The organism is Streptomyces sp. NPDC012637 (assembly GCF_042954805.1).
In the GTDB taxonomy this organism is placed as follows: Bacteria; Actinomycetota; Actinomycetes; order Streptomycetales; family Streptomycetaceae; genus Streptomyces.
This window is the reverse complement of record NZ_JBIBDS010000006.1, coordinates 415812-441187: the sequence shown is the minus strand read 5'-3', so window position 1 is coordinate 441187 and position 25376 is coordinate 415812. Positions and strand designations below refer to the sequence as shown.

The 25376-nt window shown below is 72.3% G+C and carries 19 protein-coding genes; 6 read left to right on the top strand and 13 right to left on the bottom strand.

Features of this window, described 5'->3' with window-relative positions:
- Window positions 1–42: 42 nt before the first annotated feature.
- Both ACFY8W_RS25080 and ACFY8W_RS25075 read right to left on the bottom strand, forming a co-directional pair.
- On the bottom strand, window positions 43–1782 hold the full coding sequence (locus ACFY8W_RS25080) for a glycoside hydrolase family 6 protein (RefSeq protein ID WP_391109222.1): 1740 nt from the start codon (window positions 1780–1782) through the stop codon (window positions 43–45).
- A 17-nt stretch (window positions 1783–1799) separates the two neighbouring features.
- The gene (locus ACFY8W_RS25075) at window positions 1800–3338 is read right to left on the bottom strand and encodes a cellulase family glycosylhydrolase (protein ID WP_391109220.1); all 1539 of its coding nucleotides are present in this window, start codon (window positions 3336–3338) and stop codon (window positions 1800–1802) included.
- Window positions 3339–3617: 279 nt separating this feature from the next.
- On the opposite strand from ACFY8W_RS25075, the gene ACFY8W_RS25070 reads away from it, so the two are divergent.
- The 3 genes from ACFY8W_RS25070 to ACFY8W_RS25060 all read left to right on the top strand — a co-directional run bounded on the left by ACFY8W_RS25070 (window position 3618) and on the right by ACFY8W_RS25060 (window position 8333).
- Window positions 3618–6539, top strand: a complete 2922-nt coding sequence (locus tag ACFY8W_RS25070) for a glycoside hydrolase family 48 protein (RefSeq protein ID WP_391109218.1) — start codon at window positions 3618–3620, stop codon at window positions 6537–6539.
- Between the two features lie 182 nt (window positions 6540–6721).
- Window positions 6722–7735, top strand: a complete 1014-nt coding sequence (locus ACFY8W_RS25065; RefSeq protein ID WP_391109216.1) for a substrate-binding domain-containing protein — start codon at window positions 6722–6724, stop codon at window positions 7733–7735.
- Between the two features lie 34 nt (window positions 7736–7769).
- Window positions 7770–8333, top strand: a complete 564-nt coding sequence (locus ACFY8W_RS25060) for a SigE family RNA polymerase sigma factor (protein WP_391109213.1) — start codon at window positions 7770–7772, stop codon at window positions 8331–8333.
- 59 nt (window positions 8334–8392) lie between these two features.
- Here ACFY8W_RS25060 and ACFY8W_RS25055 read toward each other — a convergent pair whose 3' ends face one another.
- The 8 genes from ACFY8W_RS25055 to ACFY8W_RS25020 form a co-directional block, all read right to left on the bottom strand.
- Complete coding sequence (locus tag ACFY8W_RS25055) at window positions 8393–9322, bottom strand: poly-gamma-glutamate hydrolase family protein (RefSeq protein ID WP_391109210.1); 930 nt, start codon at window positions 9320–9322, stop codon at window positions 8393–8395.
- A 49-nt stretch (window positions 9323–9371) separates the two neighbouring features.
- Window positions 9372–10397: an ABC transporter permease subunit gene (locus ACFY8W_RS25050; protein WP_391109207.1), complete on the bottom strand. Its 1026-nt coding sequence runs from the start codon at window positions 10395–10397 to the stop codon at window positions 9372–9374.
- 776 nt (window positions 10398–11173) lie between these two features.
- Window positions 11174–12406 carry a multiple monosaccharide ABC transporter permease gene (mmsB, locus tag ACFY8W_RS25045; protein WP_391109205.1) on the bottom strand — a complete coding sequence of 411 codons (1233 nt, stop codon included), beginning with the start codon at window positions 12404–12406 and terminating at the stop codon, window positions 11174–11176.
- A gap of 9 nt (window positions 12407–12415) precedes the next feature.
- Window positions 12416–14026 carry a multiple monosaccharide ABC transporter ATP-binding protein gene (gene mmsA / locus ACFY8W_RS25040; protein ID WP_391109202.1) on the bottom strand — a complete coding sequence of 537 codons (1611 nt, stop codon included), beginning with the start codon at window positions 14024–14026 and terminating at the stop codon, window positions 12416–12418.
- Window positions 14023–15132: a multiple monosaccharide ABC transporter substrate-binding protein gene (chvE, locus tag ACFY8W_RS25035; protein ID WP_391109199.1), complete on the bottom strand. Its 1110-nt coding sequence runs from the start codon at window positions 15130–15132 to the stop codon at window positions 14023–14025. Before chvE ends, mmsA begins: the two co-directional genes overlap by 4 nt.
- Window positions 15133–15135: 3 nt before the next feature.
- Window positions 15136–16107 carry a hypothetical protein gene (locus ACFY8W_RS25030; protein WP_391109196.1) on the bottom strand — a complete coding sequence of 324 codons (972 nt, stop codon included), beginning with the start codon at window positions 16105–16107 and terminating at the stop codon, window positions 15136–15138.
- Window positions 16108–16294: 187 nt separating this feature from the next.
- Complete coding sequence (locus tag ACFY8W_RS25025; RefSeq protein ID WP_391109194.1) at window positions 16295–17329, bottom strand: alcohol dehydrogenase catalytic domain-containing protein; 1035 nt, start codon at window positions 17327–17329, stop codon at window positions 16295–16297.
- Window positions 17326–18480 (bottom strand): enolase C-terminal domain-like protein, encoded by a 1155-nt coding sequence (locus tag ACFY8W_RS25020; protein ID WP_391109191.1) that lies wholly within the window; start codon window positions 18478–18480, stop codon window positions 17326–17328. The genes ACFY8W_RS25025 and ACFY8W_RS25020 overlap by 4 nt, the downstream gene beginning before the upstream one ends.
- Before the next feature lie 195 nt (window positions 18481–18675).
- On the opposite strand from ACFY8W_RS25020, the gene ACFY8W_RS25015 reads away from it, so the two are divergent.
- Both ACFY8W_RS25015 and ACFY8W_RS25010 read left to right on the top strand, forming a co-directional pair.
- Window positions 18676–19449 (top strand): IclR family transcriptional regulator C-terminal domain-containing protein, encoded by a 774-nt coding sequence (locus ACFY8W_RS25015; protein WP_391109188.1) that lies wholly within the window; start codon window positions 18676–18678, stop codon window positions 19447–19449.
- Window positions 19446–20291: an SMP-30/gluconolactonase/LRE family protein gene (locus tag ACFY8W_RS25010; RefSeq protein WP_391109185.1), complete on the top strand. Its 846-nt coding sequence runs from the start codon at window positions 19446–19448 to the stop codon at window positions 20289–20291. The genes ACFY8W_RS25015 and ACFY8W_RS25010 overlap by 4 nt, the downstream gene beginning before the upstream one ends.
- A 175-nt stretch (window positions 20292–20466) precedes the next feature.
- On the opposite strand, the gene ACFY8W_RS25005 is transcribed toward ACFY8W_RS25010, so the two are convergent.
- From ACFY8W_RS25005 to xylA, 3 genes are all read right to left on the bottom strand, one after another.
- The gene (locus ACFY8W_RS25005; protein WP_391109182.1) at window positions 20467–21693 is read right to left on the bottom strand and encodes a hypothetical protein; all 1227 of its coding nucleotides are present in this window, start codon (window positions 21691–21693) and stop codon (window positions 20467–20469) included.
- Window positions 21690–22298 (bottom strand): hypothetical protein, encoded by a 609-nt coding sequence (locus ACFY8W_RS25000; protein ID WP_391109180.1) that lies wholly within the window; start codon window positions 22296–22298, stop codon window positions 21690–21692. Before ACFY8W_RS25000 ends, ACFY8W_RS25005 begins: the two co-directional genes overlap by 4 nt.
- A gap of 85 nt (window positions 22299–22383) precedes the next feature.
- Window positions 22384–23556, bottom strand: coding sequence for a xylose isomerase (gene xylA, locus ACFY8W_RS24995; RefSeq protein WP_391109178.1), 1173 nt, complete (start codon window positions 23554–23556; stop codon window positions 22384–22386).
- 107 nt (window positions 23557–23663) lie between these two features.
- Here xylA and xylB point away from each other — a divergent pair, with 107 nt between their 5' ends.
- On the top strand, window positions 23664–25151 hold the full coding sequence (gene xylB, locus ACFY8W_RS24990; RefSeq protein WP_391109176.1) for a xylulokinase: 1488 nt from the start codon (window positions 23664–23666) through the stop codon (window positions 25149–25151).
- Window positions 25152–25376: the final 225 nt, after the last annotated feature.

The window sequence follows — 25376 nt, the reverse complement described above, 5'->3', positions numbered from 1 at the left end:
CCCGAGGGCTCCGGCCCGCCCGGGGGGTGGGTCAGGGGTGCGTCACAGGGCCGGATGGGCGTTCTGCATGAGCTCCCGGAACTGGGCCGAGAACCACTTGCCCGAGAGCGGGGCGTTCGGGAGCGCGCCCGACATGTTGTTGTTGTTCCGGGGGTTGCCCGTGTACGTCGGGTCGCACATGCGGTCGAAGCCCTTGCCCTCGTCGTTCGGGATCTCCGAGCTGGCACCGTCGGACTCACCCGGGGGCTTCATCCAGACGTACGCGTCGATGCCCGGCTGCGGGGCCGCCTTCGGACGCTCGCCGAGGCCCGCGCCCGCCTGGTTGCACCAGTTGCCGGGGTTGATGCGGCGGTCGTAACGTCCCCCGTCGACGTACGTGTTGACGTCCGTCTTCGCACCGGGCCCGGCCGGCCGGGCGGTACCGCCCCAGCCGTTGCGGGAGGTGTCGATCAGCATGCCGATCCTGGAGTCGAAGCCGATCGAGACCAGCTTGTCGCGCATCGCCTGCGCGTACGACAACTCGTCGGTGTAGCGGTTCCAGTCGACCCACTTGGACTGGCGGACCGAGACGCCGTTGACGGAGTCGTCGATGGAGAAGTTCTCCTCCTTCAGGGCGCTGTAGTTCGCGGTGTTGACGATGAAGCCGGTCACGTTGGCGACGGTGGAGCCCTCGGCCGTCGCCGCCGTCTTGAACAGCTCGGCGGAGGGGCCGAAGTTGTCGTCCCAGCCCAGCCAGCCGTGGTGGCCGGCGTCCAGGTAGTTGTAGACGTTCGGGATCGCACCCAGCTTGTTCAGGGCGTAGCCGACGCCCTTGACGTAGTTGCCGTTGGCCTTCATCACGTCGCAGTTCGCGGTCGCCGTCGGGCGGCCGCTCACGTTGGTGACGAGGTTGGGCAGGGAGTCGAGCTCGAGCGTCGTGACGATGCGCAGGCCCGCGTACTTCGGGTCGGAGAAGATCGCCGCGATCGGGTCGATGTACTGGGTCTTGTACTTGTCGATTTCCGTCGGTCCGAGTTCGCCGTTGGAGGCGAGCGCCGCGCAGTCCCGGCCGGGCAGGTTGTAGATGACGAACTGGACGACCATCTCGCCGTCGCCCTTCTGCCGCAGCGCCTCGTCGAGGTGCGCCCGCACGCCCATGGCGCCGTTCGCGCCGTTGATGGCGGCGATCCGGTCCACCCACACACCGGTGGGCTGGTTCGACACCCGGGTGCCGCCCGGCTCGGCAGCCGCGTTCGCGGACCACTCCGGGTTCACGTACACCCGTGCCCCGACGTACGGGTTGTCGGCCTTCGTGCCGGCCGGCGGCGGTGTCGTCGGGGGAGTGGTCGGCGGGGTGGTCGGAGGCGTGGTGGGCGGCACCGAGCCGGTGCAGGTCACGCCGTTCAGCGTGAAGCTCGCCGGGACGGCGTTGGTGCCGCTGTAGGTGGCGTTGAAGCCGAAGGAGGTCGAACCGCCCGTGGCGAGCGTCCCGTTGTACGAGAGGTTCTTCGCGGTGACGGCGGCGCCGGACTGGGTGATGTCGGCGTTCCAGCCCTGCGAGACCTTCTGGTCACCGCCGTAGGACCAGCCCAGGTTCCAGGCGCTTACGGGATCGCCCAGGTTGGTGACGGTGACGTTCGCGGTGAAGCCGGTGTTCCACTGGTTGGCGATCTGGTAGTCGACCTTGCAGCCCGCGGCGGCGGCGCCGGCGGTGGCGGTGCTCAGCGCGGTGGCCGTGGCGCCGGTGGCGGCGATCAGGCCGAGGGCCGCGAGCAGGGCGGTACGGGTGGTTGTGCGGCTCATGGTGGTGGGTGTCCCTTTCAGTTTCCGTTCAGGGAGCGCAGGCGGTCGCGCAGCCCGATGCCGAATGCGGTGGGGGTGCCGTCGTACGAACTGATCAGCGCGGGACCCGAGTTGCAGTTCCAGGTGTTCCAGGTCCAGCCCAGGTACGAGAGGCCGCGGTCGTCGAACCACTTCATGACGCGGTCGATGAACGCGTGTGCGCAGGTGTTCTCGCCGATCTCGCCCGCCACCAGGGGAACCTGGGCGGCGACGGGGGCGAGGGTGGCGTTCCAGCACGTCTCGTCGGCGCAGGCGTTGAAGTTGTAGACGTGCCAGGCGGCGGCCAGACCGCCCGCCGGGTCGGTGGGGCGGTGCTGGAGCCATTGGCTCAGGTCGTTGGAGTACGCGATGCCGGGCACGAGGACGAGGTTCTTCGCGCCCGTCGCGCGGACCGCGTCCACCAGGTCCTGCATGCCGGCGACCTCGTAGCCGATGCCGGGGCAGCTGCCGCCGTCGCGCCAGCAGGACCAGGCCTGGGCGGCGGTGGAGGTCGCCCGGTCGGGATAGGGCTCGTTGAACAGGTCGAAGACGACCCGCCTGTCGTTCTTGAAGGTGTTCGCGACCGAGGTCCAGAACGCCGGGGTGTACCGGGCGTTCGGCATCGGCTTCTGGCAGGACGCGTGGACGTCGCCGCAGCCCGAGGAGCTGCCCGTGTACTGCCCGTACGTCCAGTGCAGCTCGACCACCGGGGTCATGCCGTGCGCGAGGACCCTGGCGACCAGGTCCTTCACGGCGGTCACGTAGTTCTCGCCCCGGTACTCGGGCTTGATGTTGTCGAGGCCCAGCCAGCACTCCTCGTTGAGCGGGATGCGGACCGTGTTGGCCTTCCAGTCGGCGATGGCCCTGATCGCGGCGTCGTCGGCCGGGCCGTCCCAGATGCCGTGGCCCTGCACGCACATGAACTCGCCTCCGGAGCGGTTCACGCCGAGCAGGCGGCGGGTCGCGCCGTTCTGGTCGGTGAGCCGGTTGCCGGTGACGCCGAGCTCGGGTGCGCCGGTGACCGGAGTCGGAGGGGTGGGGGGAGGGGTCGTCGGCGGGGTGGTCGGGTCCGTCGGGGTCGGAGTCGGGGTGGGGGTCGGAGTGGGCGTCGGGGTTCCGGCCGTGTCGCACGGCGCGCCGTTCAGCGTGAAGGCCGCCGGGGCCGGGTTGGTGCCCGTCCAGGAGGCGATGAAGCCGGCCGTCACCTTCGCGCCCGTCCCGAGCCCGCCGTTCCAGCTCTCGTTGACGACGGTCACGGCCCCGGCGGACTGGGACCACTTGCCGCCCCAGCCCTGACTCACGACCTGGCCGGCCGGGAAGTCGAAGCCGAGCTGCCAAGCGCTCAGCGCGGCACTGTTGTTGGTGAGGGTGACGGCACCCTGGAAACCGCCGGTCCACTGGCCGACGATCGCGTACTCCACGGTGCAGGCGGGTGCGGACGCGGCTCCCGAGGCCGTACCCGAGACGACGAGAGCGGTGCTCGCCGCCGTGAGCGCCGCTCCCGCGAGCAGCGCCGTCAGACGTGGGGGATGTCGCATGAGCGAGTCCTCGCAGCGAGGGCACACCGAGCCCGGTGCGCCGACGGGATGGATTCGCTCCCACTGGTCGGGCAGACCGTAGCGGCAACCGCCGCCAAGGAAAAGAGGAGTCGAGCAAAATTCCGCATCAGGTGCCTTCGACTCTTCGGCTGTCTTGACGGCGTCTCGTCAGGTCTGCACAGTGGGAGCGCTCCCACTGGTTCAGAGCTTGACCACTCGCCCTCGCACCACACCCGCTCGCACCACACCCGACTCCGAGCCGCGAGGAGAACCACCCGCATGCCATCACGCCCCCGCAGGCCGCACGGACCACGCCGTCCGGTCCGGCCCCTCATCGCGCTGGCCGCCGTACTCGCCCTCCCCGCCGCACTCCTGGCGGTCGGACCACCCGCCCAGGCCGCCGCCGTGCAGTGCAGCGTCGACTACAGGACCAACGACTGGGGCTCCGGCTTCACCGCGGAGCTCACCCTCACCAACCGCGCCGCCACCGCCCTCGACGGCTGGACCCTCAGCTACGCCTACACCGGTGACCAGAAACTGAGCAACGGCTGGAACGGCACCTGGACCCAGACCGGGAAGACCGTCACGGTCACCAACGCCTCCTGGAACGGCACCGTGGCCGCCGGCGCCGCCGTCACGACCGGCGCCCAGTTCGCGTACACCGGCACCAACACGGCACCGACCTCCTTCAGCGTCAACGGCACGCCCTGCACCGGCGCCCACCAGCCCCCGGTCACCGTCCTGACCAGCCCGGCGCCCGGCGCCGTCTACACCCAGGGCGACCCGGTGCCGCTCGCCGCCACCGCGGCCGCCGCCGACGGCGCCACCATCGGCAAGGTCGAGTTCTACAGCGACACGACCCTGCTCGGCACCGACACGACCGCTCCCTTCACGCTCGGCGCCACGTCCCTGCCCGCCGGCGCCCACTCGCTCTACGCCAAGGCCTACGACTCCCTCGGCGCCACCGGCGAGTCCGCCCCGGTCGGGATCACCGTCGCCGCAGGACCCGCGCTCGTCGCGACCCCCGCCCAGCTCTCCGTGCGCCAGGGCGCGACCGGCACCTTCGACCTGAAGCTGTCCACCCAGCCCAGCGCGAACGTCACCGTGAGCGTCGCCCGCACCTCGGGCGTCACCGGCCTCACCGCGAGCCCGGCCACGCTCACCTTCACCCCGGCGAACTGGAACACCGCCCAGAAGGTGACCGTCGCCGCCGCGCAGACCGGCACCGGCACCGCCGTGTTCACCGCCACCGCGCCCGGCCACACCAAGGCCGAGGTCACCGTTGCCCAGCTGGCCGCGAGCTCCACCTACGAGGCCCGCTTCCTCGACCTGTACGGGAAGATCACCAACCCGGCCAACGGCTACTTCTCGCCGGAGGGCATTCCGTACCACTCCGTCGAGACCCTGATCGTCGAGGCCCCCGACCACGGCCACGAGACGACCTCGGAGGCGTACAGCTACCTCGTCTGGCTCCAGGCGATGTACGGGAAGATCACCGGTGACTGGTCGAAGTTCAACGGCGCGTGGGACACCCTCGAGAAGTACATGATCCCCACCCACGCCGACCAGCCCACCAACTCCTCCTACACGCCGGGCAAGCCCGCCACCTACGCGCCCGAGTGGGACCTGCCGTCCCAGTACCCGGCGCGGCTCGACCCGGCCGTCACCGCCGGCGCGGACCCGCTGGCCGCCGAACTGAAGAGCGCGTACGGCACCGACGACGTCTACGGCATGCACTGGATCCAGGACGTCGACAACGTCTACGGCTTCGGCAACGAGCCCGGGAAGTGCTCCGCCGGCCCGACGGCCACCGGTCCCTCGTACGTCAACACCTTCCAGCGCGGCCCGCAGGAGTCCGTCTGGGAGACCGTCACCCACCCCACCTGCGACCGGTTCGCCTACGGCGGGACGAACGGCTACCTCGACCTGTTCACCGGCGACAACTCCTATGCCAGGCAGTGGAAGTTCACCAACGCGCCGGACGCCGACGCCCGCGCCGTCCAGGCCGTCTACTGGGCCGACCTGTGGGCCAAGCAGCAGGGCAAGGGCGCGCAGGTCGCCGCCACCGTCGGCAAGGCCGCCAAGATGGGCGACTACCTGCGCTACGCGATGTTCGACAAGTACTTCAAGAAGGCCGGCGACTGCGTCGGGCCGACCGCCTGCCCGGCGGGCAGCGGCAAGAACAGCTCCCACTACCTGTTGTCCTGGTACTACGCCTGGGGCGGCGCCACCGACACGTCCGCCGGCTGGGCCTGGCGGATCGGCTCCAGCCACGCCCACGGCGGCTACCAGAACCCGCTCGCCGCGTACGCGCTGAGCGCCTACGCCCCGCTCCGCCCCAAGTCGGCGACGGGCGCGGCGGACTGGGCGACCAGCCTCACCCGGCAGCTGGAGTTCTACCGCTGGCTCCAGTCCGACGAGGGCGCCATCGCGGGCGGCGCCACCAACAGCTGGCAGGGCCGCTACGCCACCCCGCCGGCCGGGACCCCGACCTTCCACGGCCTGTTCTACGACGAGAAGCCCGTCTACCACGACCCGCCGTCCAACCAGTGGTTCGGCTTCCAGGCCTGGTCGATGGAGCGCGTCGCCGAGTACTACCAGCAGACCGGGGACGTCCAGGCGAAGACCGTGCTCGACAAGTGGGTCACGTGGGCGCTCTCCAAGACCACGATCAACCCCGACGGCACCTACCGCGTCCCCTCCACCCTCCAGTGGAGCGGCGCCCCCGACACCTGGAACGCGGCGAGCCCCGGCGCCAACAAGGGCCTCCATGTCACGGTCGCCGACTACACCGACGACGTCGGCGTCGCCGCCGCCTACGCCAAGACGCTGACCTACTACGCCGCCAGGTCCGGTCACGCCGAGGCCAAGCGGGTCGCCAAGGCCCTCCTCGACGGCATGTGGACCCACCACCAGGACCCGCTGGGCATCGCCGTCCCGGAGACCCGCGCCGACTACAACCGCTTCGACGACCCGGTGTACGTCCCGAGCGGCTGGACCGGCACGATGCCGAACGGCGACGCCGTGAACTCCTCGTCCACCTTCACCTCGATCCGCTCCTTCTACGAGAACGACCCGGCCTGGCCGAAGATCGAGGCCTACCTGGCGGGCGGCGCCGCGCCGGTGTTCACCTACCACCGTTTCTGGGCCCAGGCGGACATCGCCCTGGCCATGGGCTCGTACGCGGAACTGCTCGAATAATCCGCCGCCCCGCGAAGAGCACCCGCTCCGCGTACGATCGGCCGGGCCGGCCCTCGGGAAGGGGGCCCGCCCGGCCGCACCACGGGTGCCGCCTTCCCTGGTCCGCCGGGGTCACAACCGGAGTCCCGGACGGTAAGGTCGACCCCGCATCGTCGAAGCGCTTGAACCGGGCGGAGAAGAGCATGGTCACCCTCGCGGACGTCGCGCGGCACGCAGGAGTCTCGGCCAGCACCGTCAGCTACGTGCTGAGCGGCAAGCGGTCCATCTCCGCGGTCACCCGCGAACGCATCCAGCGGAGCATCGAGGAGCTCGGCTACCGCCCGCACGCCGGGGCGCGGGCCCTGGCCAGCAGCCGGACCGACATCCTCGCCCTGATGATGCCGCTGCGGACCGACATGTACGTGCCCGTGCTCATGGAGATCGCGATGGCCGTCACGACCACGGCCCGCGCCCACGGCTACGACGTCCTCCTGCTCACCGGGGAGGAAGGGCCCGAGGCCATCCGTCGGGTCGAGGGCAGCCGACTCGCGGACGCGATGATCGTCATGGACGTGGAGCTCGAGGACCCCCGCCTGCCCTACCTCAAGGCCGCCGGCCGGCCGGCCGTCCTCATCGGGCTTCCCGGCGACACCACCGGACTCAGCTGCGTCGACCTCGACTTCGAGGCGGCCGGCGCCGAGTGCGTGGACCATCTCGCCGCGCTCGGCCACCGCCAGATCGCCGTCCTCGGCGAACCGCCCGCCGTCTACGCCCGCGGCACCGGCTACGCCGAGCGCACCCTGCGCGGGCTGCGCGCCGCGGCCGACGAGCGGTCCGTCGGACTGCTGCACCGGCCCAGCGACGGCGGGCACGCCGCCGTCGCCGCGACCGTCGGCCGCGTCTTCGAGGAGCGCCCCGGCACCACCGCCCTCGTCGTCCAGAACGAGGCCGCCGTCGAACCGCTGCTCGCCGTCCTGCGCCGGGACGGCCGCGCCGTCCCCGAGGACGTCTCCGTCTTCGCCGTCTGCGCCGGACAGGCCGCCGCCCAGGCCTCCGTACCGCTCACCTCCATCGGCGTCCCCGCCCACGAGATGGGCCGCCGGGCGGTCGAACGGCTCTTCGCCCACCTGGACGGCCACGAACCGCCCGGCACCGTCCTGATCGCCCCCGAGCTCGTCGACCGCGGCAGCACCGGACCCGCCCCCGCGGAGGCCTAGTCCGCCGGCCGGCGTGCGGCAGGGAGGACGGGCGATGGGCGCGGAAATCCGAGACCGTACGGCGGAAGACGGTGGTGCTCGGGGCGACGACGCGGCGGAGTTCCGGGCCTTCTTCGAGCGCCACTACGCCGAACTCGCCCGTTTCGCCCACATGGTGAGCGGCGAGGCGGGCGCCGCCGACGACCTCGCCGCCGACGCCATGGTCGCCCTCTGGCACCGCTGGGACCGGGTACGCGGCGCCGACCGCCCCCTCGCCTACGCCCGCGGCGTCGTCGCCCACCTCGTCCGCAGCCGCATCCGCGGCGCGGTGCGCGAACGCCGCCGGATCGCGCTCTTCTGGGACCGGCGCTCCGAGCGGGCCGAGGACCCGGACGTGCCGGCCGTCCTCGACGTGCGCAGCGCACTGCGCGCCCTGCCGTTCCGCAAGCGCGCCTGCGTGGTGCTGCGCCACGCCTTCGACCTCTCGGAGCGGGAGACCGCGCTCGCCCTCGGGATATCGGTGGGCACCGTCAAGAGCCAGACCTCGAAGGGGATGGCCGAACTCCAGCGCGCTCTGGCGGGCCGGCCGGCCGTCGAACCGGCCGGAGGGTGGCCCTGACGGGCCGCGAGAGGACCCCGGGGCGGGTTCACGCCCCGGGAAGAGCCGCCGCGACGACCTCAGACAGGAAGGTTGGGGTCCGGGTCCTCGGGCTTCTGGATGTAGAAGGGGTCCTTGCCCATTTCGTGGTTCACGATGGCCCGGCGCACGTTCTTGACGAAGCCGTTCCAGTACATGTCGGCCTTGGGGCTGGCGGCGCTCGTCTGGCCGGCCGTGCTCCTGCGCGAGGCGCCGGTAGAGAAGTCGCCGAACATGGCCTCGCGCAGCGGGGTGGATATCTCCAGCTGGGCGCCGGCGCCGGTGCGGGTGCGGTTGACGATGTTGCGGCTGTCGTCGCCGTTGATGGGGTCGCCGGGAGCCGCGATGACCACGTCGACGACCATGGCGGAAGCGAAACCGGAAGCGGTGAAGGCCTCGTACAGGTTGCGCTTGAGCCGCTCGTCGCGCCCACCGATGATGATCTTCTTCTCCTCGGAGGAGAAGCCGTGGAGGGAGACGGCGTACAGGTTGCTGCTGCAGACGGCCACGGCGGCCGGGTCGTTGCAGTGGGTGGAGGTGACGTGCTGCGTGGACGAGGACGCCAGCGCCTCGAACATCCAGAAGTCGCGCTGCGGCTCGTCCGGCTCCGCCGCGGTCGCCGGATCGATGTCGTAGTCGAAGGGCTTGTAGCCCGCGACGGCCATGCACAGCTCGCTGGTGCCCGCCTCGATGCCGCCGCCGTGCGGCGCGAGGACCGCCGTGCTGTTGAGGGGGACGCTGGCGTGGCGGCCGTTGTCCGTGACCGCGCCGCCGCCGATGCGGAAGCGGCGCATCCAGTCGATGCCCTCCCGGTCCGCCTTGAGGGTGTACAGCTCCATGTTGGAGCTGTACGTGTCGGCCGCCGCGGCGGCGGGCGTCGCGCCGTTCCCCACGACGGCGTTGAGGGTGGGCAGGCCGGCGGCCACGGCCGCCATGGAGGCGAGGACGGTGCGTCTGCTGGTGTTGGTCATGGGAATGATCTTGCATGATGCGCCCGGTCCTCACCAGGGGGTATGCGCATCAGGAGGCACCCGCGCGGTGCTCGTCGGCGCCCCGGGCTCCTGCGCCCGCTCGCCTGGACCGGGCGGTCGCACCGGCGCGCAGCCGCTCCAGCGGGGTGGGCGGAAGCCTGTGCGCGGTGCCCCGCGCGTAGTACCGCTCCACGTAGTACTGGCCGACGCCGAGCACGGAGGTCACCGCGACGTACCAGAGCGTGGCGACCATCAGGAGGGGGATCACCTGGTAGGTCCGGTTGTAGACCAGCTGGACCGAGTACAGCAGGTCGTGCACGGCCAGGACGCTCACGATGCTGGTGCCCTTGAGCGTGCCGATCAGCATGTTCCCGGCGGTCGGGACGATGGAGCGCATGGCCTGCGGGATGACGATCCGGCGCAATGTGCGGGGCCTGCTCAGACCGAGCGCCTGGGCGGCCTCGGTCTGCCCCTGGTCCACGGAGAGGATGCCGCCCCGCACCACCTCGGCGGCGTACGCGGCCTCGTGCAGGGTCAGGCCGATGACGGCGGTGAAGGTGGGGCCGAGCAGGTTGACCGTCCTGACGGTGACGAACTCGGGCCCGAAGGGAACGCCGAGTCCGAGCGTCGGGTAGAGCGCGCCGATGTTGAACCAGAACAGCAGCTGCACCAGCAACGGCGTGGACCGGAAGATCCACACAAAGCCCCAACTGAGCGCGCGCAGCACGGGGTTGCCCGACAGCCGCATCACCGCGAGGGGGATGCCGAGGAGGAAGCCGAGCACCATCACCACGGCGGTCAGCCACAGCGTCAGCAGCAGTCCGTCGAGTACGGCGGCGGTGGTGAAGTAGCGGCCGACGACAGCCCATTGGAACGCGTCGTTGCGCACGACCGAGTTGACCACCATGGCGAAGAGCAGCAGCGCCACGGCGGCCGCGGCCCAGCGGCCGACGCGGCGGCGCGGCACGATCCGCGGCAGGTCGGCGCGGGGCGGCCCGGCGGTCTTCGGGGGCTCCGGCGGCCCGAGCGGATTCCGGGCAGAGGCGGCGGACGGGGCATCAGCAGGCGTGACCATGGGGCGGCGCTCCGGGTGAGGACATGCGGGCGTGGGTGGCCATCCGGTGGCACTCGTACGCGGGTACGGTGCGCCGGTGGCGGTGTCGTCACGCTCGCCGCGTCCCTCAACGCGGCCGGTGAGGCGATCGTATGCGGGGGTCACGAGGGCCTGTCAACCATGCGCCGCCATGGGCGGGTTCGGCCGTGTGGCGTCCCGTGATCCGGTCGCCGGTTGACGGAACGCACGAGGTGCTGCTCAAGTAGGCGCATGGATGCCCAGCAGCGCTTGGTCTCGCGCGACCACATCGACTTCGGTCGGGTGTGGTCCGCCTCGTGTTGCGCCTGACTCGGCAGCGGGCCGTCTGACCGGCCCTTCCCTCCCTCGGTGCCCCCGTCGCGGGCCGCGTCCGGAGTTCACGCGCGTTGCCGAAGCCGCACCACCGATCCCGACGTCCGATGTCCGACGTCGTCACGCCCGTTCACCGCTGCACCCGTCTTCCGACGGTCCTCTCACTCACGCCCGGCGCCGGGGCGCCTCACCCTCCTCGCGTCGGGCACGCTTCCGAAAGGCCCTTCACCATGTCCGTGGAGCACCTCGGCATCGCCGCCTGTCCGTACCGCCGTCACGATTCCCGTGAACGCGTCGCCCACCGTGCCCTCCCGTGGCGCGCCTGACGCGCGGACGCACGCGAGGCGGCAGCCGGTGGTCCGGGCGAGCACAGGGCCCGCCCGGACCACCGGCTCCGGACCGGCCCTGGCGGCCGGCCGGCCCGGACCACCGGCCGCGACCGGGAACTAGCGGCCGGCCCGCCGCTTGTTCCAGACGTCGAAGCCGACCGCCGCCAGCAGCACCAGGCCCTTGATGACCTGCTGGTAGTCGGTGCCTATGCCCACGAGGGACATGCCGTTGTTGAGGACGCCGAGGACGAGGCCGCCGATCACGGCGCCCGTGACGCGGCCGATGCCTCCGCTCATCGACGCGCCGCCGATGAACGCGGCGGCGACCGCTTCCAGTTCGAAGTTGAGGCCGGCCTGCGGCGTGCCCGCGTTGAGCCGCGCCGCGTAGACGCAGCCCGCGAGTGCGGCGAGCACGCCCATGTTCACGAAGACCAGGAACGTGACCCGGCGGTCCTTCACCCCGGAGAGCGTGGCCGCGGCCTTGTTCCCGCCGAGGGCGTAGACGTGGCGCCCGATCACCGCGTTGCGCATCACGTACCCGAGTGCGATGAGCAGCGCGCACATGACGAGCATGACCACGGGCACGCCGTGGAAGCTGGCGAGGGTGAGCGTGAAGGCGACGACGGCCGCCGTCATCGCCGTGCACTTGAGCAGCCACAGTCCGGTGGGCAGCGGCTCGGAGTCGTACTCGGCGCGGCGCCGGCGGTCGCGCACCTCGCGCACGAGGAGCAGCACGACGGCGACGAGACCGAGCAGCAGCGTCGGGTTGTGGTACTGCGTGTAGGGGCCCATCTCGGGCAGGAAGCCCTTGGCGATGTTCTGGAAGCCGTCGGGGAACGGCGCCAGCGAGCGGCCCTCCAGGAAGATCTGGGTGAGTCCGCGGAAGAGCAGCATCCCGGCCAGCGTCACGATGAACGACGGGATGCGCAGATACGCGACGAAGTAGCCCTGCCAGGCGCCGGCAGCCGCACCCACGAGCAGCGAGAGCGCCAGGGCCAGGACCCAGGGCATGTCGTGGCGGACCATCATCACCGCGGCCAGGGCGCCGACGAACGCGGCGAGCGAGCCGACGGACAGGTCGATGTGACCGGCGACGATCACGATCATCATGCCCATGGCAAGGATGAGGATGTAGCTGTTCTGCTGGATCAGGTTGGAGACGTTGTTCGGCAGCAGCAGCGTCCCGTCGGTCCAGATCTGGAACAGCACGACGAGGAAGGCGAGCGCGACGAGCATGCCGTACTGGCGCATGTTCGCCCGCAGCCCCGCGAGCAGCAGCGCGCCCGCGGACGAGCGGTCCGGCCGTCCCGCGAGCGCGGTGTCCGGTGCGGAAGGGGTCGTGGTGGTCATGTCGGAGCCTCAGCTTCCGCTCGTGGTCGTGGTCGGGGGCGGGGTCGGAGCCGCGGTCGCGGTCGCGTCGCTCGGGGTCATGTGGCGCATCAGGGATTCCTGGGTGGCGTCGGCCCGGGCGACCTCGGCGGTGAGCCGTCCCTCGGCCATGGTGTAGATCCGGTCGCACATCCCGAGGAGCTCCGGCAGCTCCGAGGAGATCAGGAGCACGCCCCGCCCCTCGGCCGCGAGCCGGTCGATCACCGTGTAGATCTCGTACTTGGCGCCGACGTCGACGCCGCGGGTCGGCTCGTCGAGGATCAGCACCCGCGGATCGGCGTGGATCCACCGGCCGAGGACCACCTTCTGCTGGTTCCCGCCCGACAGTCGGCCGACCTCCTCCAGGACGGTGGGCGTCCTGATGTTCAGGCTGCCGCGGTAGTCCTCGGCCACCCGCCGCTCCTGGTGCTCGTCGACCACCCCGCGCCGCACCATCCGGCGCAGCGAGGCCAGCGAGATGTTGCGGTGGACGGTGTCGACGAGGTTCAGCCCGTACCGCTTGCGGTCCTCGGTGACGTACGCGAGGCCCGCCGCGATCGCCTCCGGGACGCTCGCCAGACTCGCCTCCCGTCCGTCGACGGCCGCCGAGCCGGCCACGTGGTGCCCGTAGGAGCGCCCGAAGAGCGACATCGCGAGCTCGGTGCGGCCCGCGCCCATCAGTCCCGCGATTCCGACGATCTCGCCCCGGCCCACGGTCAGGGACACGTCGTCGACGACGGTGCGCCGCCGGTCCGCCGGGTGGCGGACCGTCCAGCCGCGCACGCGCAGCGCCTCGCGTCCGGCGTCCTCGCCGTCGTACGCGGTCCGCTCGGGGAAGCGCCGGTCGAGGGCGCGCCCCACCATGCCCTGGATGATGCGGTCCTCGGAGACGTCCGGCTCGGCGTCCGGGTCGGCGCGGACGGTGAGCGTCTCGACCGTGCGGCCGTCGCGGAGCACGGTCACGGTGTCGGCGACGCGCCGGATCTCGCCGAGCTTGTGCGAGATGAGGACGCACGCGATGCCCTGGGCGCGCAGTTCCAGGACGAGTCCGAGCAGGGCGGCGCTGTCGGCGTCGTTGAGAGCGGCCGTCGGCTCGTCCAGGATCAGCAGCCTGACCTCCTTGGCGAGCGCCTTCGCGATCTCCACCAACTGCTGTCCGCCGACACCGAGTTCGGAGACGGGAGTGCGCGGGTGCTCGCGCAGTCCGACGCGCTTCATCAGCCGGGCCGCCTCGCGCAGGGTCGCCTGCCAGTCGACGACCCCGCGCCGCGAGCGCTCGTTGCCGAGGAAGATGTTCTCGGCGATCGACAGGTGCGGGACGAGCGCGAGTTCCTGATGGATGATCACGATGCCCTGCCGCTCGCCGTCCCGGATGTCGCGCAGGGCGAGGGGCCGTCCCTCGAAGCGGATCTCGCCCTCGTACGAGCCGTGCGGGTGGACGCCGCTGAGCACCTTCATCAGCGTCGACTTGCCCGCGCCGTTCTCCCCGCACAGCGCGTGGATCTCGGCGGGCCGCACGGTCAGCCGTACGTCGCTGAGCGCGGTGACCCCCGGAAAGGTCTTGGTGATGCCGCGCATCTCGAGCACGGTCGGCCCGCTCATGAGAGCTGTCCCGCCGTGAAGTACCCCTCGCTCACGAGGAGTTGCGTGTTGGACTTGTCGATGCTGACCGGGTCGAGGAGGTACGCCGGCACCGTCTTCTTCCCGTTGTCGTAGTCCTTGACGTTGTTGACCTCGGGCTTGCGGCCGTTCAGGACCGCGTCGCCCATCGCCACCGCCTGGGCGGCGAGCTTCCGGGTGTCCTTGAAGACGGTCTGGGTCTGCTCCCCGCGCATGATGGACTTCACCGAGGCGAGCTCGGCGTCCTGTCCGGTGACGACGGGCAGCGGATGGCCCGCCGTGCCGTAACCGGCGCTCCGCAGCGCGGAGATGATCCCGATGGAGATCCCGTCGTACGGGGAGAGGACCGCGTCGACGCTCTCCTCGCCGTAGTTCTTGCTGATGAGGTCGTCCATCCGCTTCTGCGCGGTGCCGCCGTCCCAGCGCAGCGTCGTCGCCTGGTTCATCCGGGTCTGCCCGCTGCGGACCACGAGCTGCCCGCTGTCGAGGTAGGGCTGGAGCACCTTCATGGCGCCGCCCCAGAAGTAGCGGGTGTTGTTGTCGTCCGGGGAACCCGCGAACAGCTCGATGTCGTACGGCTTTCCGCCGGTCTTGCCGGGCGCGCCGAGCTTGAGCCGGTCGACGATGTACTGCGCCTGGAGCTCGCCGACCCGCTCGTTGTCGAAGGAGGCGTAGTAGTCGACGTTTTCGGTGCCCATGATGAGCCGGTCGTACGAGATCACGGGGATGCCCGCGTCGTGGGCGCGCCGGAGGACCTCGGTGAGCGCCGAGCCGTCGATCGCGGCGATCACCAGGAGCCGGCGGCCCTTGGTGATCATGTTCTCGATCTGGGCGATCTGGTTCTCGACCTTGTCGTCTCCGTACTGGAGGTCGGTCTCGTATCCGGCCTTCTGGAACTGCTTCGCCATGTTCTCGCCGTCGGCGATCCAGCGCTCGGACGCCTTGGTCGGCATGGCGAGCCCGATGGTGCCGCCCTTGCCCTTGTCGGGCTGGTAGCGGCTGCCGCCGCGGGCCTCCTGGCCGCATCCGGCCACGAGCGTGGTGAGCAGTACGGCCGCCGCGGCGGCGCGCAGGGTGCGGGTGCGCATGGATCAGTTCCCTTCGGTCGCGGGGAAACGCCGGAGCTCGCCGGGCAGCCGGGAGCCGAGCGGGGACATGCCGCCGCCGGCGCCGTGCCGGGCCAGCAGATCGAGGACGAGCCGCCCGCGCCGCACCCGCTCCCGGGCCGTGGCGAGGGTGTGCTCGCGCAGATGGGCGCCGTACGGGTAGATCCCGGCCGAGCGGCTCAGGCCGAACTTCAGGTAGAGCGGCGCTCCGCGGCGGATGAGCTCCGCCGTCTCGTACATGCGGACGTAGCCGCCGAGGTCGTCCGGCGCCTCCACGTAGAGGTCCATGGGCGCGCGGCTGGCCCGGCGGATTTCCGTGAGATGGGCGAGGGTCAGGTCGGAGGGCACGTTGAGCGAGTCGGCGCCGAGCCGCTCGTAGACCGCGTACGAGGCGGGGTTGACCGGACCGATGAGCGCGGACACCTTGAACGTGGTGTCGGCGGGCAGCCCGCCGGCCGCGCGCAGCCGGTGCAGGGTCCACAGCACGCCCTCGTCGGCGACGAGCAGACAGCGCACGCCGAGCTCGGTGGCGCGCAAGGCGTCCTCGACGCACCCGGCGAGCGCGTCGTGGCCGCGGGCCCGCAGGCCCGCCCCGCCCGAGTCGGTACGGGTCGCGGCGCCGATGTCCCAGGAACCGCGCGGCCCGGTGAACAGGCAGAGCTCGACGGCGCGTTCGGCGCAGGCCTCGGCCATCTCGGTGATCTCGGCGTCGGTGAGCATCCACACGCCGCTGCCCTGGCTGATCCGGTGCACCGGCACGTCGAGCCGGGTGCTCTCCTTCAGGACCTCGGCGAGCGCCTCGGGACCCTCGACGGACGGGATCTCCGTCCGCCAGGTTCCCCCGTCGGGAAAGCTGTGCGGGGAGGCGTCGGCGGGCTCGGCGACGGGCACGGGATGGCCGATCCGGGCCAGCGCGGCGGCGCCGGGGAGGCGGGGTGGTGCGGGCAGAGCGGTCACGGAAGTCCTCTGTCTCTCTGTCCGATATCTCGGACGACGTTCGTGAACGAGGGTGTGCGGCGGTACGGAGCCGGCGTCGGTGGTACGGAGCCGACTCCGGCGGTACGGAGCCGACGTCGGTCGTACGGAGCCGACTCCGGCGCTACGGAGCCGGCGTCGGCGGTACCGAGCCGGCGTCGTCGCGCGGTCAGGGACGCAACAGCACCTTGCCGGTCCCCGGATCGCCCCCGCCCACCAGGGCGAGGGCCTCCGCGAACCCTTCCAGCGGGAACTCGTGGCTGATCAGCGGCGCCGGATCGATCAGACCGAGGCCGAAGGCGCGCACCGCCTCGGACCAGTCGGCCGAGGACGCCCCGAAGACGCTCCGCACCTCCAGCTGGCTGAGCGAGAGGTGGACGGGGTCGATGCCCGCCGCCCCGGGCGTGAACATCCCCGTGAGCACGACCCGGCCGCCCCTGCGGGCGAGCAGGCACGAGGACGCGGCCGTGGTCGGCGCGCCGGCCGTCTCCACCACCAGGTCGAAACGGCCGTGGGCGGCGTGCTCCGCCTCCTTCGGGGTCAGCAGCTCGGTCGCACCGTGCCGCAGCGCCTGCTCGCCGCGCGCGGCCCGGGGTTCGACCACGGCCAGGACGGCGGGCGAGGACGCGGCGAGCAGCTGCACGGCGAGCAGGCCGAGGGTGCCGGCGCCGACGACGGCCACCCGCATCCCGGGGCGCGGCCGCCCGGCCCGCACCGCCGCCGCGACCACCGCCGCCGGTTCGAGCAGCGCGGCCGCGCGCAGATCGGCCCCGTCGGGCAGCAGGTGGAGCAGACGCGCGGGGACCACCACATGGTCGGCGAAGGCCCCGGGCTCGGTGAACCCGGTCTCCGAATAGCCGCCGGTGCACAGACTGGTCTCGCCGCACCGGCACCGCTCACAGCCGCCACAGCTGCGGAAGCCCTCCGCGACGGCCTTGCGGCCCACCAGCGCCGGGTCGCCGCCGGGGCCCACGGCCTCGACGGTCCCCGACCACTCGTGGCCGGGCACCACGGGGTAGCGGACGTAGCCGCGGTCGCGGTGGCCGTCGTAGAGCTCGCGGTCGCTCAGGCAGATCCCGGCGGCGGCGACCCGCAGCCGCACCTCGCCGGGACCCGGCTCGGGCAACTCCCGCTCCACGATACGGTGTTCACCAGGCGCGGGGACGAGCACCGCGCGGCTCGTCCCCCCTGCGGCCGTGCTCACTTGGGAGCCCTCCGCTCCCAGCCCTCGGCCCACAGGTCGAACCGCGCCCGCTGCTGCGGGAACTCGGCGGCGGCGTCCACGTCCAGCTCGACACCGAGCCCGGGCGCGTGCGAGATCTCGAAGCAGCCCGTCTCCGGGTCCACCCGGGGAGCCCCGCGCACGATCCCGGTGATCTCGGCGTCCGCGAAGTCGTTGAAGTGCTCCAGGATCTTGAAGTTCGGTGTGCAGGCGGCCAGTTGCAGCGAGGCCGCGGTCAGCACCGAGCCGCCCACGTTGTGCGGGGCGACCATCACGTAGTGGGTCTCGGCGGTGGCGGCGAGCTTGCGGGTCTCCAGGATGCCGCCGATGTGCCCGAGGTCCGGCTGGACGACGTCCACCGCCTGGGACTCGAACAGTTCGCGGAACTCGATCCGGTCGTGGATCCGCTCGCCGGTCGCGATCGGCAGGTCCACCTTGTCGGCGACCTTCTTCAGCGCCTTGAGGTTCTCCGGCGGCACCGGCTCCTCCAGCCAGGCCGGCCGGAACGGGGCGAGCTCGTGCGCGAGCCGTACCGCCGTGGCGGGGGAGAAGCGCCCGTGCATCTCCAGCATCAGCTCGGTGTCCGGACCGATCGCGTCGCGGACCGCCTCGATCAGGGACACCGCGTACCGCGAGCGCTCGGCGTCCAGCTCGAAGTGGCCGTTGCCGAACGGGTCGATCTTCAGGGCCCGGTAGCCGCGCGCGACGACCTCCTGGGCCGCCTTGTGGTAGGCCTCCGGCGTGCGTTCCGTGGTGTACCAGCCGTTGGCGTACGCCTTGACGCGGTCCGTCACGCTCCCGCCGAGCAGCTGCCACACCGGCACGCCCAGCGCCTTGCCCTTGATGTCCCAGCAGGCCATCTCCACGACGGCGATGCCGGACATGACGATCTCGCCGGCGCGGCCGTAGTCGCCGTACTTCATCCGCCGGACCAGGTCCTCGACCGCGAACGGGTCGGAACCGGCGATGTGGTTGGCCTCCGCCTCGCGCAGATAGCCGAGAAGGGCGTCGGTGTGGCCGAGCATGCGGGTCTCGCCGACGCCGGTCAGGCCCTCGTCCGTGTGGACCAGGACGTAGGTGAGGTTGCGCCAGGGGGTTCCGACGACATGCGTGGTGATGCCGGTGATGCGCACGGCAGCTACTCTCCCAGGGTGATGTTCGAGATTTCGTCACACGTTCGAAATGTTGGCGTGACCGTATGCAGCTCTCCCCGGGGTGTCAATGGTCCGCGCGACCGTTGCCCGACGAACCCCGGTCCGGCTAGCCTCAGTTCGTCATACCGACCGACGGTCGGGATATCGAACGAACAGAGGGGGAGGGTGACGGTCATGGGACGACTCGTACCTGCTGTGACCAGAGCTTTCGACATTCTCGAGCTCTTCCTGCACAGCGACGACACGCTCTCCGCGCCCGAGATCACCCGACGGCTCGGGCTGCCGCGCACCACCACGCACGAACTGCTCACCACCCTGGCGGCCCGCCACTACCTCACCCCCGTCCCCGGACAACCGGGCCGCTACCGCCTCGGCGTCCGCACCCATCAGCTCGGCAGCCGCTACGCCGAACAGCTCGACCTCGCCGCCGAGGGCCGGCAGGTCGCCCACGAGATCGCCGAGACCTGCGACGAGACCGTCCACGTCGCCGTCCTGGAGGACCTGGACGTCATCTACATCGCCAAGGTCGACTCCACCCACGCCGTCCGCATGGTCTCCGCCGCCGGCCGGCGCCTGCCCGCCCACTGCACGTCCGTCGGCAAGATGCTGCTCGCCTCCCTGCCCGAGGCCGAGTTCGACGCGCGCGTCGACGGACGCGAACTCGCCGCCATGACCCCGCGCAGCATCACCGACCACGAGGCCCTGCGCGCCGAACTGGCCGCGATCCGCGCCCGCGGCACCGCCACCGAACACCGCGAGTCCAACCCCGACGTCTCCTGCGTCGCCGCCCCCGTACGCGACGGCTCCGGGCGGGTCGTCGCCGCCCTGTCCATCTCCGTGCCCGTCATCCGCTGGAGCGAGGAGCGCGAGACCGAACTCGCCGCGCTCGCCGCCAAGGGCGCCGCCGACCTCTCCGTACGCCTCGGCCACCGGGACGGAGCGCGATGACCGCCGAGGTCGCCGTACGGGCGGACGACACCCTCGGCGAGGGCCCCACCTGGGACACGGCCGGCTCGCGGCTCGTCTGGGTCGACATCCTCGGCTCGCGCGTCCACGCCTACGACCCCGCCGACGGCACCCACGGCGTCACCCCCGTCGGGCAGCACGTCGGCGCGGCGAAACCCCGCGCCGGCGGCGGACTCGTCGTCAACCTCAGGGACGGCGTGGGCCGCTACGACCCCGACGGCACCTTCTCCTGGCTGCACCACGACCCCGTGGCCGGACGCCGCGGCAACGACGCCGCCGTCGCCCCCGACGGCAGCCTGTGGGCCGGGAGCATGCGCTACGACGAGGCGGAAGGCGGCGGCAGCCTGCTCCGGATCGCCCCCGACGGCCGCGCCACGCCGCTCCTCGACCGGGTGACCGTCAGCAACGGCATCGGCTGGAGCCTCGCCGACCCCGCCCTCGCGTACTACGTCGACAGCCCGACCCGCCGCGTCGACGCCCTCCGGGTCGAGGACGGCCGCGTCGTCGACCGCCGCCCGTTCGCGACCGTCGAACCCGGCGCGGGCGTTCCCGACGGCCTCACCGTGGACGCTGAGGGCTGCGTGTGGATCGCTCTGTGGGACGGCGGCCGCCTCCACAGATACACGCCGGCCGGCGCACTGGAGCGGGTGGTCCCGTTGCCCGTGAGCCGCCCGACCGCCTGCGCCTTCGGGGGCCCCGGTCTGCGTGACCTGTACGTCACGACCGCCCGCGCCGGTCTCGCGGACCCGGAACCGCTCGCCGGAGCCCTGCTGGTCCTGCCGGACGCGGGGGAGGGACTGCCGGGCACGCCGTTCGCCGGCTGAACGCCGCTGACGCGTCGGTCCGTTCATCGTCGCGCCGGTCGTCGTCGACCCGGTCGTCAGGAACGTCGTCGCCGGCGGCGAACCGTCCGCCTTCCGGGCTGCGTACGCGGAACGGGGTGCGGGACGGGATGGGGCCGGGGGCGGCGAAGGCCATGGCCGTGCCGATGGGACCGGCTCAGCAGGAGGGTGCGAGCGCCGGGCGGGGCGCGACACCCGGCGGCGGGCCGAACTCGAGCCGCACCGAGTCGTTGCGGGGGAGGACGAGGGCGACGCCGTCGGCCGGCGTCCAGCGGGTGGGCACCAGGACGTACTGGTTCCCCGACTGGAGGATCAGCGTGAGGCCGTCGTAGCGGTATCCGTAGGCGGCCTCGTCGCCCTTGCCGCTCTTGCCACCCTTGTCGTCCTTGCCACCCTTGTCGTCCTGGTCGTCCTGGTCGTCCTTGCACCGGGTCTCGGTCACACCGAGACCGCTGATGCTGAGACTGTGCTCGCTGTAGACGATCGTCGTCGGGTAATGCGGCAGCCCGGCCGTGAAGCGCTGGGCCCGCACTGTGCCGACGGAGGCCGCGTAGTCGTTGGCGGCCCAGACGAGCCCCAGCATGACGAGCGTGAACACCACGGCCCACTCGGCGAGCACGGCCCACTCGGGGCGGGCGGGGGAGGGGGCCGCGGGTTCGCGTACGGGTCCGCGATCAGGCACGGGTGTGGCTGCGGCTGTCGTTGCTGCCGCTGCCGCTGCCGCTTCCGGTTCCGGTGGGGGCGCGGGTGCTGTCGGGGAGTCGTCGTCGGCGACGACGCTCTCGGGGGCATGAGGCGCGTCGGCTCCCGCCGCCGCGGTGGTGCTTGCCGCGTCGGTCCCGCGGCCGTCCGCGCCGGCCGGAACGGGTGCCGGCTCCGGAGCGGCGGGCGGCTCGGGGCCGGGCGCCTCGGCGGCGTTCCGCCGCGCCAGGTGCCGGGTGTACGCCAGCAGGGCGACCCCGGCGGACAGACTGAGCGGGGCCAGGGTGAGGACACGGGAGAGGAAGGTTACCTGGAACGTGGACCAGAGGCCGCCGGACAGGAGGAGGAACCCGATCGCGGCGAGGGCGGCGTTGGCGCGGCGCCGCGCCAACGGCCCCATGACGGGGCCGAGCCTGCGGCGCCCCAGGTCGTAACCCCAGAAGACGGCCACGCCGAGGGTCGCGGCCACCGTCAGCGGTACCCACAGGGCGTCCAGGCTGCGCATGAGGTAGTCCGCCGTGCTGAAGCCGAGGACGGTGGAGTTCACCCTGAAGTACGCGAAGAACCAGTACGCGTGGAAGTAGCCGAAGTAGTAGAGCAGGCCGGTGACGAGACCGGTCGGTGCGGCGACCGCGCCCACGAACGTGGCGAGACGGCCGGGGCCGGTGGCGCCCTCGTTCACGAAGCGGTCGCGGTCGCGGTCTCGGCGTCGGGTGGGGTCCCGTCGGTCGGCTGGGTGTCGGGTCCGCCGGTCTCTTCTGGTGAGCCGGTCTGCTCGGGCTCACCGGTCTGCTCGGATTCCCCGACGTCCCCCGGACCTTCGGGGCCACAGACGCCCACCACGTACACGGTCCGGCCCCGCTCGACCCAGGTGTCGCCCGCGGGCTCCATGTGATCGTAGCCGCAGGGGCCCTCCGACTCCCGGCCGTCCTCCGTGCGGTAGACCCGCACGAGGTTCACGCAGAGGGTTCCGTCCTTGCAGGCCTCGACGAAACTCCTTCTGACGTCCCGCCAGTTGCTCTTCCCCAGAGGGCTCTTGTCGTCGAACAGGAAGCCATTGGCACCCCACTCCGGAATCTTCAGCGGTCCCGGCTTGCCCCCGCCGTCCTTCCCGCCGCTGCCTCCTCCGGAACCGCCGCCCTTCCCGGGCCCCGGCACTCCGCCGCCCTCGGCGCCGCCGCTGGGCCCGGCGCCCTCCTCGCTGCCCACCTGGTCGCACGCCACGGCGGCGGGCAGGCAGAGGAGAAGAGCAACAGCCCAGCGGGCAAGACGTGTTGGAGGCCACATGTCGCATCCCCGATCGCCGAAGAAGGCGTGACCCTCGGAGGATGACACAAGCGGCGACGCTGCGTAAGGGAATTTCTCCGGTACGTCAGCGCCGTACGCCGAGCAGGTGCTCCAGGGCCAGCTGGTCCAGCCGCTCGAAGGCCATCGAGCGCTCCGCCGCCGCCGTCGCGTCGAAGTCCTCGTACGCGGCGGGGTCGGCCAGCAGGCCCGCGAGCCCCTCCGGTGCCGTCGGCGCGGCCAGCTCGTCGAGACGGGACGCGGCGAGGGCCGCGCTCACCTCGGGATCGGCCCGGAAGGCCGCGGCGCGCTCCTTGAGGATCAGGTAGTTGCGCATGCAGTTCTTCGCCGACTCCCATACGCCGTCGAAGCCGTCGGTGCGCACGGGCTTGAAGTCGAAGTGCCGCGGTCCCGTGTAGCCGGCCGTCTCCAGCAGGTCGACCAGCCAGAACGCCTGGCGCAGATCGCCCGCGCCGAACCGGAAGTCCTGGTCGTACTTGATCCCGGACTGGCCGTTCAGGTCGATGTGGAAGAGCTTGCCCGCCCACAGGGCCTGGGCGATGCCGTGCGGGAAGTTGAGCCCGGCCATCTGCTCGTGCCCGGTCTCCGGGTTGACGCCCACGAGTTCCGGCCTCTCCAGGCGCTCGATGAACGCGAGCGCGTGCCCGATGGTCGGCAGCAGGATGTCGCCGCGCGGCTCGTTCGGCTTCGGCTCGATCGCGAAGCGCAGCTCGTAGCCCTGCTCGGTGACGTACTGGCCGAGCAGGTCGAAGGCCTCCTTCATCCGGTCGAGCGCGAGCCGCACGTCCTTCGCCGCGCCGGACTCCGCGCCCTCGCGGCCGCCCCAGGCCACGTACACGGTGGCGCCGAGCTCGACCGCGAGGTCGATGTTGCGGATCGTCTTGCGCAGCGCGAAGCGGCGCACGTCACGGTCGTTCGCCGTGAACGCGCCGTCCTTGAAGACGGGATGGGTGAAGAGGTTGGTGGTGGCCATCGGCACCTTCAGACCCGTGCGGTCGAGTGCGGCGCGGAAGCGCTTGACCGCCGTCTCGCGCTCGGTTTCTTCCGCTCCGAACGGAATCAGGTCGTCGTCGTGGAAGGTCACGCCGTACGCGCCGAGGGCGGCGAGCTGCTCGACGGACTCGACCGGGTCGAGCGCCGGCCGGGTGGCCTCCCCGAACGGGTCACGGCCCTGCCAGCCGACCGTCCAGAGGCCGAAGGTGAAGCGGTCGTCGGGGGTGGGGAGGAGTTGCTGCGGCATGTCCGGCTCCTTCGCAAGGCTGGCCGCCAGATTTGTTTTCTGAGATAACTAATACCCTCGAGACGGTCCGGGCGCCAGTGCCCGCCCAGGGAAAGTGAGGTCCGCCCATGCCGGAGCGCCCGGTGGTCATCGGCGTCGACAGCTCCACCCAGTCCACCAAGGCCGCCGTCGTGGACGCGGAGCACGGCACCCTGCTCGCCGTCGGCCGCGCGCCCCACGCCGTCACCGGCGAGGGCGGCGCCCGCGAGACCGATCCCGAGCAGTGGTGGTCCGCGCTCGCCACGGCCGTCGCCGACGGCCTCGCCCGTGCCGCCGTGCCGCCCGCCGCCGTCACCGGCATCGCCGTGGCCGGGCAGCAGCACGGCCTCGTCACGCTCGACTCCGCCGGCCGTCCCCTGCGGCCCGCCCTGCTCTGGAACGACACGCGCTCCGCGCCCCAGGCCGCCGCCCTCACCGAGAAGCTCGGCGGCCCCGCCGCCTGGCTCGCCCGCACCGGCTCCGTCCCCGTCGCCTCCATGACCGCCGCCAAATGGCAGTGGCTGTGCGAGGTCGAGCCGGCCGTCGTCGCCCGTTCCGCCGCCGTCCGGCTGCCGCACGACTTCCTCACCGAAAGGCTCTGCGGCGCCGCCGTGACCGACCCCGGCGACGCCTCCGGCACCTGCTGGTACGACACCGGGCGCGCCGCCTACGACCCCGGACTCCTCGACCTCCTCGGCCTGGACCCCGCCCTGCTCCCGGTCGTCGCGCCCACCGCCGCCACCCGCGTCGGCACCCTCACCCGCGCGGCCGCCGACGCCCTCGGTCTGCCGCCCGGCGTCGCCGTCGCCGCCGGAACCGGCGACAACATGGCCGCGGCCGTCGGCCTCGGGCTCGGCGGCGCCGACGGAGGCGGCGGCCTCCTCGACCACCCGGTCGTGAGCCTCGGTACCTCGGGGACCGTCTTCGCCGCCACCCGCACCCGGCCCGCCAGTCCCGGGATCGCCGGCTTCGCCGCTGCCGACGGCGGCTACCTGCCGCTCGGCTGCACCCTCAACTGCACGCTCGCCGTCGACCGGATCGCCGGCCTCCTCGGGCTCGACCGTGAGGCCGCCGAACCCGGCGACGGCCTGGTCCTCCTGCCGTACCTCGACGGCGAACGCACTCCCGACCTGCCGCTCGCCACCGGGCTCCTCACCGGCCTGCGGCACACCACGACGCCCGGCGCACTGCTCGGCGCCGCCTACGAGGGAGCCGTGTTCACCGTGCTCCGCGCGCTCGACGAGCTCCTCGCCGCCTGCGGACTCGACCCGGCCGACCCGGCCGTGCGCAACCGCCCGCTGCGTCTCGTCGGCGGCGGAGCCCGCGGCCGCACCTGGACCGAGACCGTGCGACGACTCTCCGGCCGGCCGCTCGTGGTCCCGGCCGCGACCGAACTCGTCGCGCTCGGCGCCGCCGCCCTCGCCGCGGCCGCCGTCACGGGTTCCGACCCGGTGGCGCTCGCCACGGCCTGGGGTGCGGGCGCGGGCCGTGAAATCGCTCCCGTCGAGCGGGACGAGGAGACCTGGCGGCGCATCGCCGACGTCCTCGACCGCGCGACCCCCGCCCTGCTCACCTGACCGCCCGCGCCCGTCCGTCCGGCGCGCCCGGCCCACTCCGCTCGGCGCGCCCGCCCCCCCTGCTCACCTGACCGACCATGCTCGGCGCCGTCCGACGCGCCCGGCCCCCTGCTCTCCGGCGCCCGGCCCCCTGCTCACCTGACCGCCCGCGCCTGCCCTGCCCGCCACCCCCGCCGCCCGGCGCCCCCGCCTTCGCCCGCCACCGCCCGTCGCTCACTCCGCCCG

What these genes read in the sequence shown, in the direction of transcription:
- ACFY8W_RS25065 (WP_391109216.1), top strand. Translation starts at nt 6,722, where the DNA reads ATGGTCACCCTCGCGGACGTCGCGCGGCACGCAGGAGTCTCGGCCAGC.
- mmsA (WP_391109202.1), bottom strand. Translation starts at nt 14,026, where the DNA reads ATGAGCGGGCCGACCGTGCTCGAGATGCGCGGCATCACCAAGACCTTT.
- ACFY8W_RS25080 (WP_391109222.1), bottom strand. Translation starts at nt 1,782, where the DNA reads ATGAGCCGCACAACCACCCGTACCGCCCTGCTCGCGGCCCTCGGCCTG.
- chvE (WP_391109199.1), bottom strand. Translation starts at nt 15,132, where the DNA reads ATGCGCACCCGCACCCTGCGCGCCGCCGCGGCGGCCGTACTGCTCACC.
- ACFY8W_RS25055 (WP_391109210.1), bottom strand. Translation starts at nt 9,322, where the DNA reads ATGACCAACACCAGCAGACGCACCGTCCTCGCCTCCATGGCGGCCGTG.
- ACFY8W_RS25000 (WP_391109180.1), bottom strand. Translation starts at nt 22,298, where the DNA reads ATGTGGCCTCCAACACGTCTTGCCCGCTGGGCTGTTGCTCTTCTCCTC.
- mmsB (WP_391109205.1), bottom strand. Translation starts at nt 12,406, where the DNA reads ATGACCACCACGACCCCTTCCGCACCGGACACCGCGCTCGCGGGACGG.
- xylA (WP_391109178.1), bottom strand. Translation starts at nt 23,556, where the DNA reads ATGCCGCAGCAACTCCTCCCCACCCCCGACGACCGCTTCACCTTCGGC.
- ACFY8W_RS25060 (WP_391109213.1), top strand. Translation starts at nt 7,770, where the DNA reads ATGGGCGCGGAAATCCGAGACCGTACGGCGGAAGACGGTGGTGCTCGG.
- ACFY8W_RS25075 (WP_391109220.1), bottom strand. Translation starts at nt 3,338, where the DNA reads ATGCGACATCCCCCACGTCTGACGGCGCTGCTCGCGGGAGCGGCGCTC.
- ACFY8W_RS25015 (WP_391109188.1), top strand. Translation starts at nt 18,676, where the DNA reads ATGGGACGACTCGTACCTGCTGTGACCAGAGCTTTCGACATTCTCGAG.
- xylB (WP_391109176.1), top strand. Translation starts at nt 23,664, where the DNA reads ATGCCGGAGCGCCCGGTGGTCATCGGCGTCGACAGCTCCACCCAGTCC.
- ACFY8W_RS25010 (WP_391109185.1), top strand. Translation starts at nt 19,446, where the DNA reads ATGACCGCCGAGGTCGCCGTACGGGCGGACGACACCCTCGGCGAGGGC.
- ACFY8W_RS25070 (WP_391109218.1), top strand. Translation starts at nt 3,618, where the DNA reads ATGCCATCACGCCCCCGCAGGCCGCACGGACCACGCCGTCCGGTCCGG.
- ACFY8W_RS25050 (WP_391109207.1), bottom strand. Translation starts at nt 10,397, where the DNA reads ATGGTCACGCCTGCTGATGCCCCGTCCGCCGCCTCTGCCCGGAATCCG.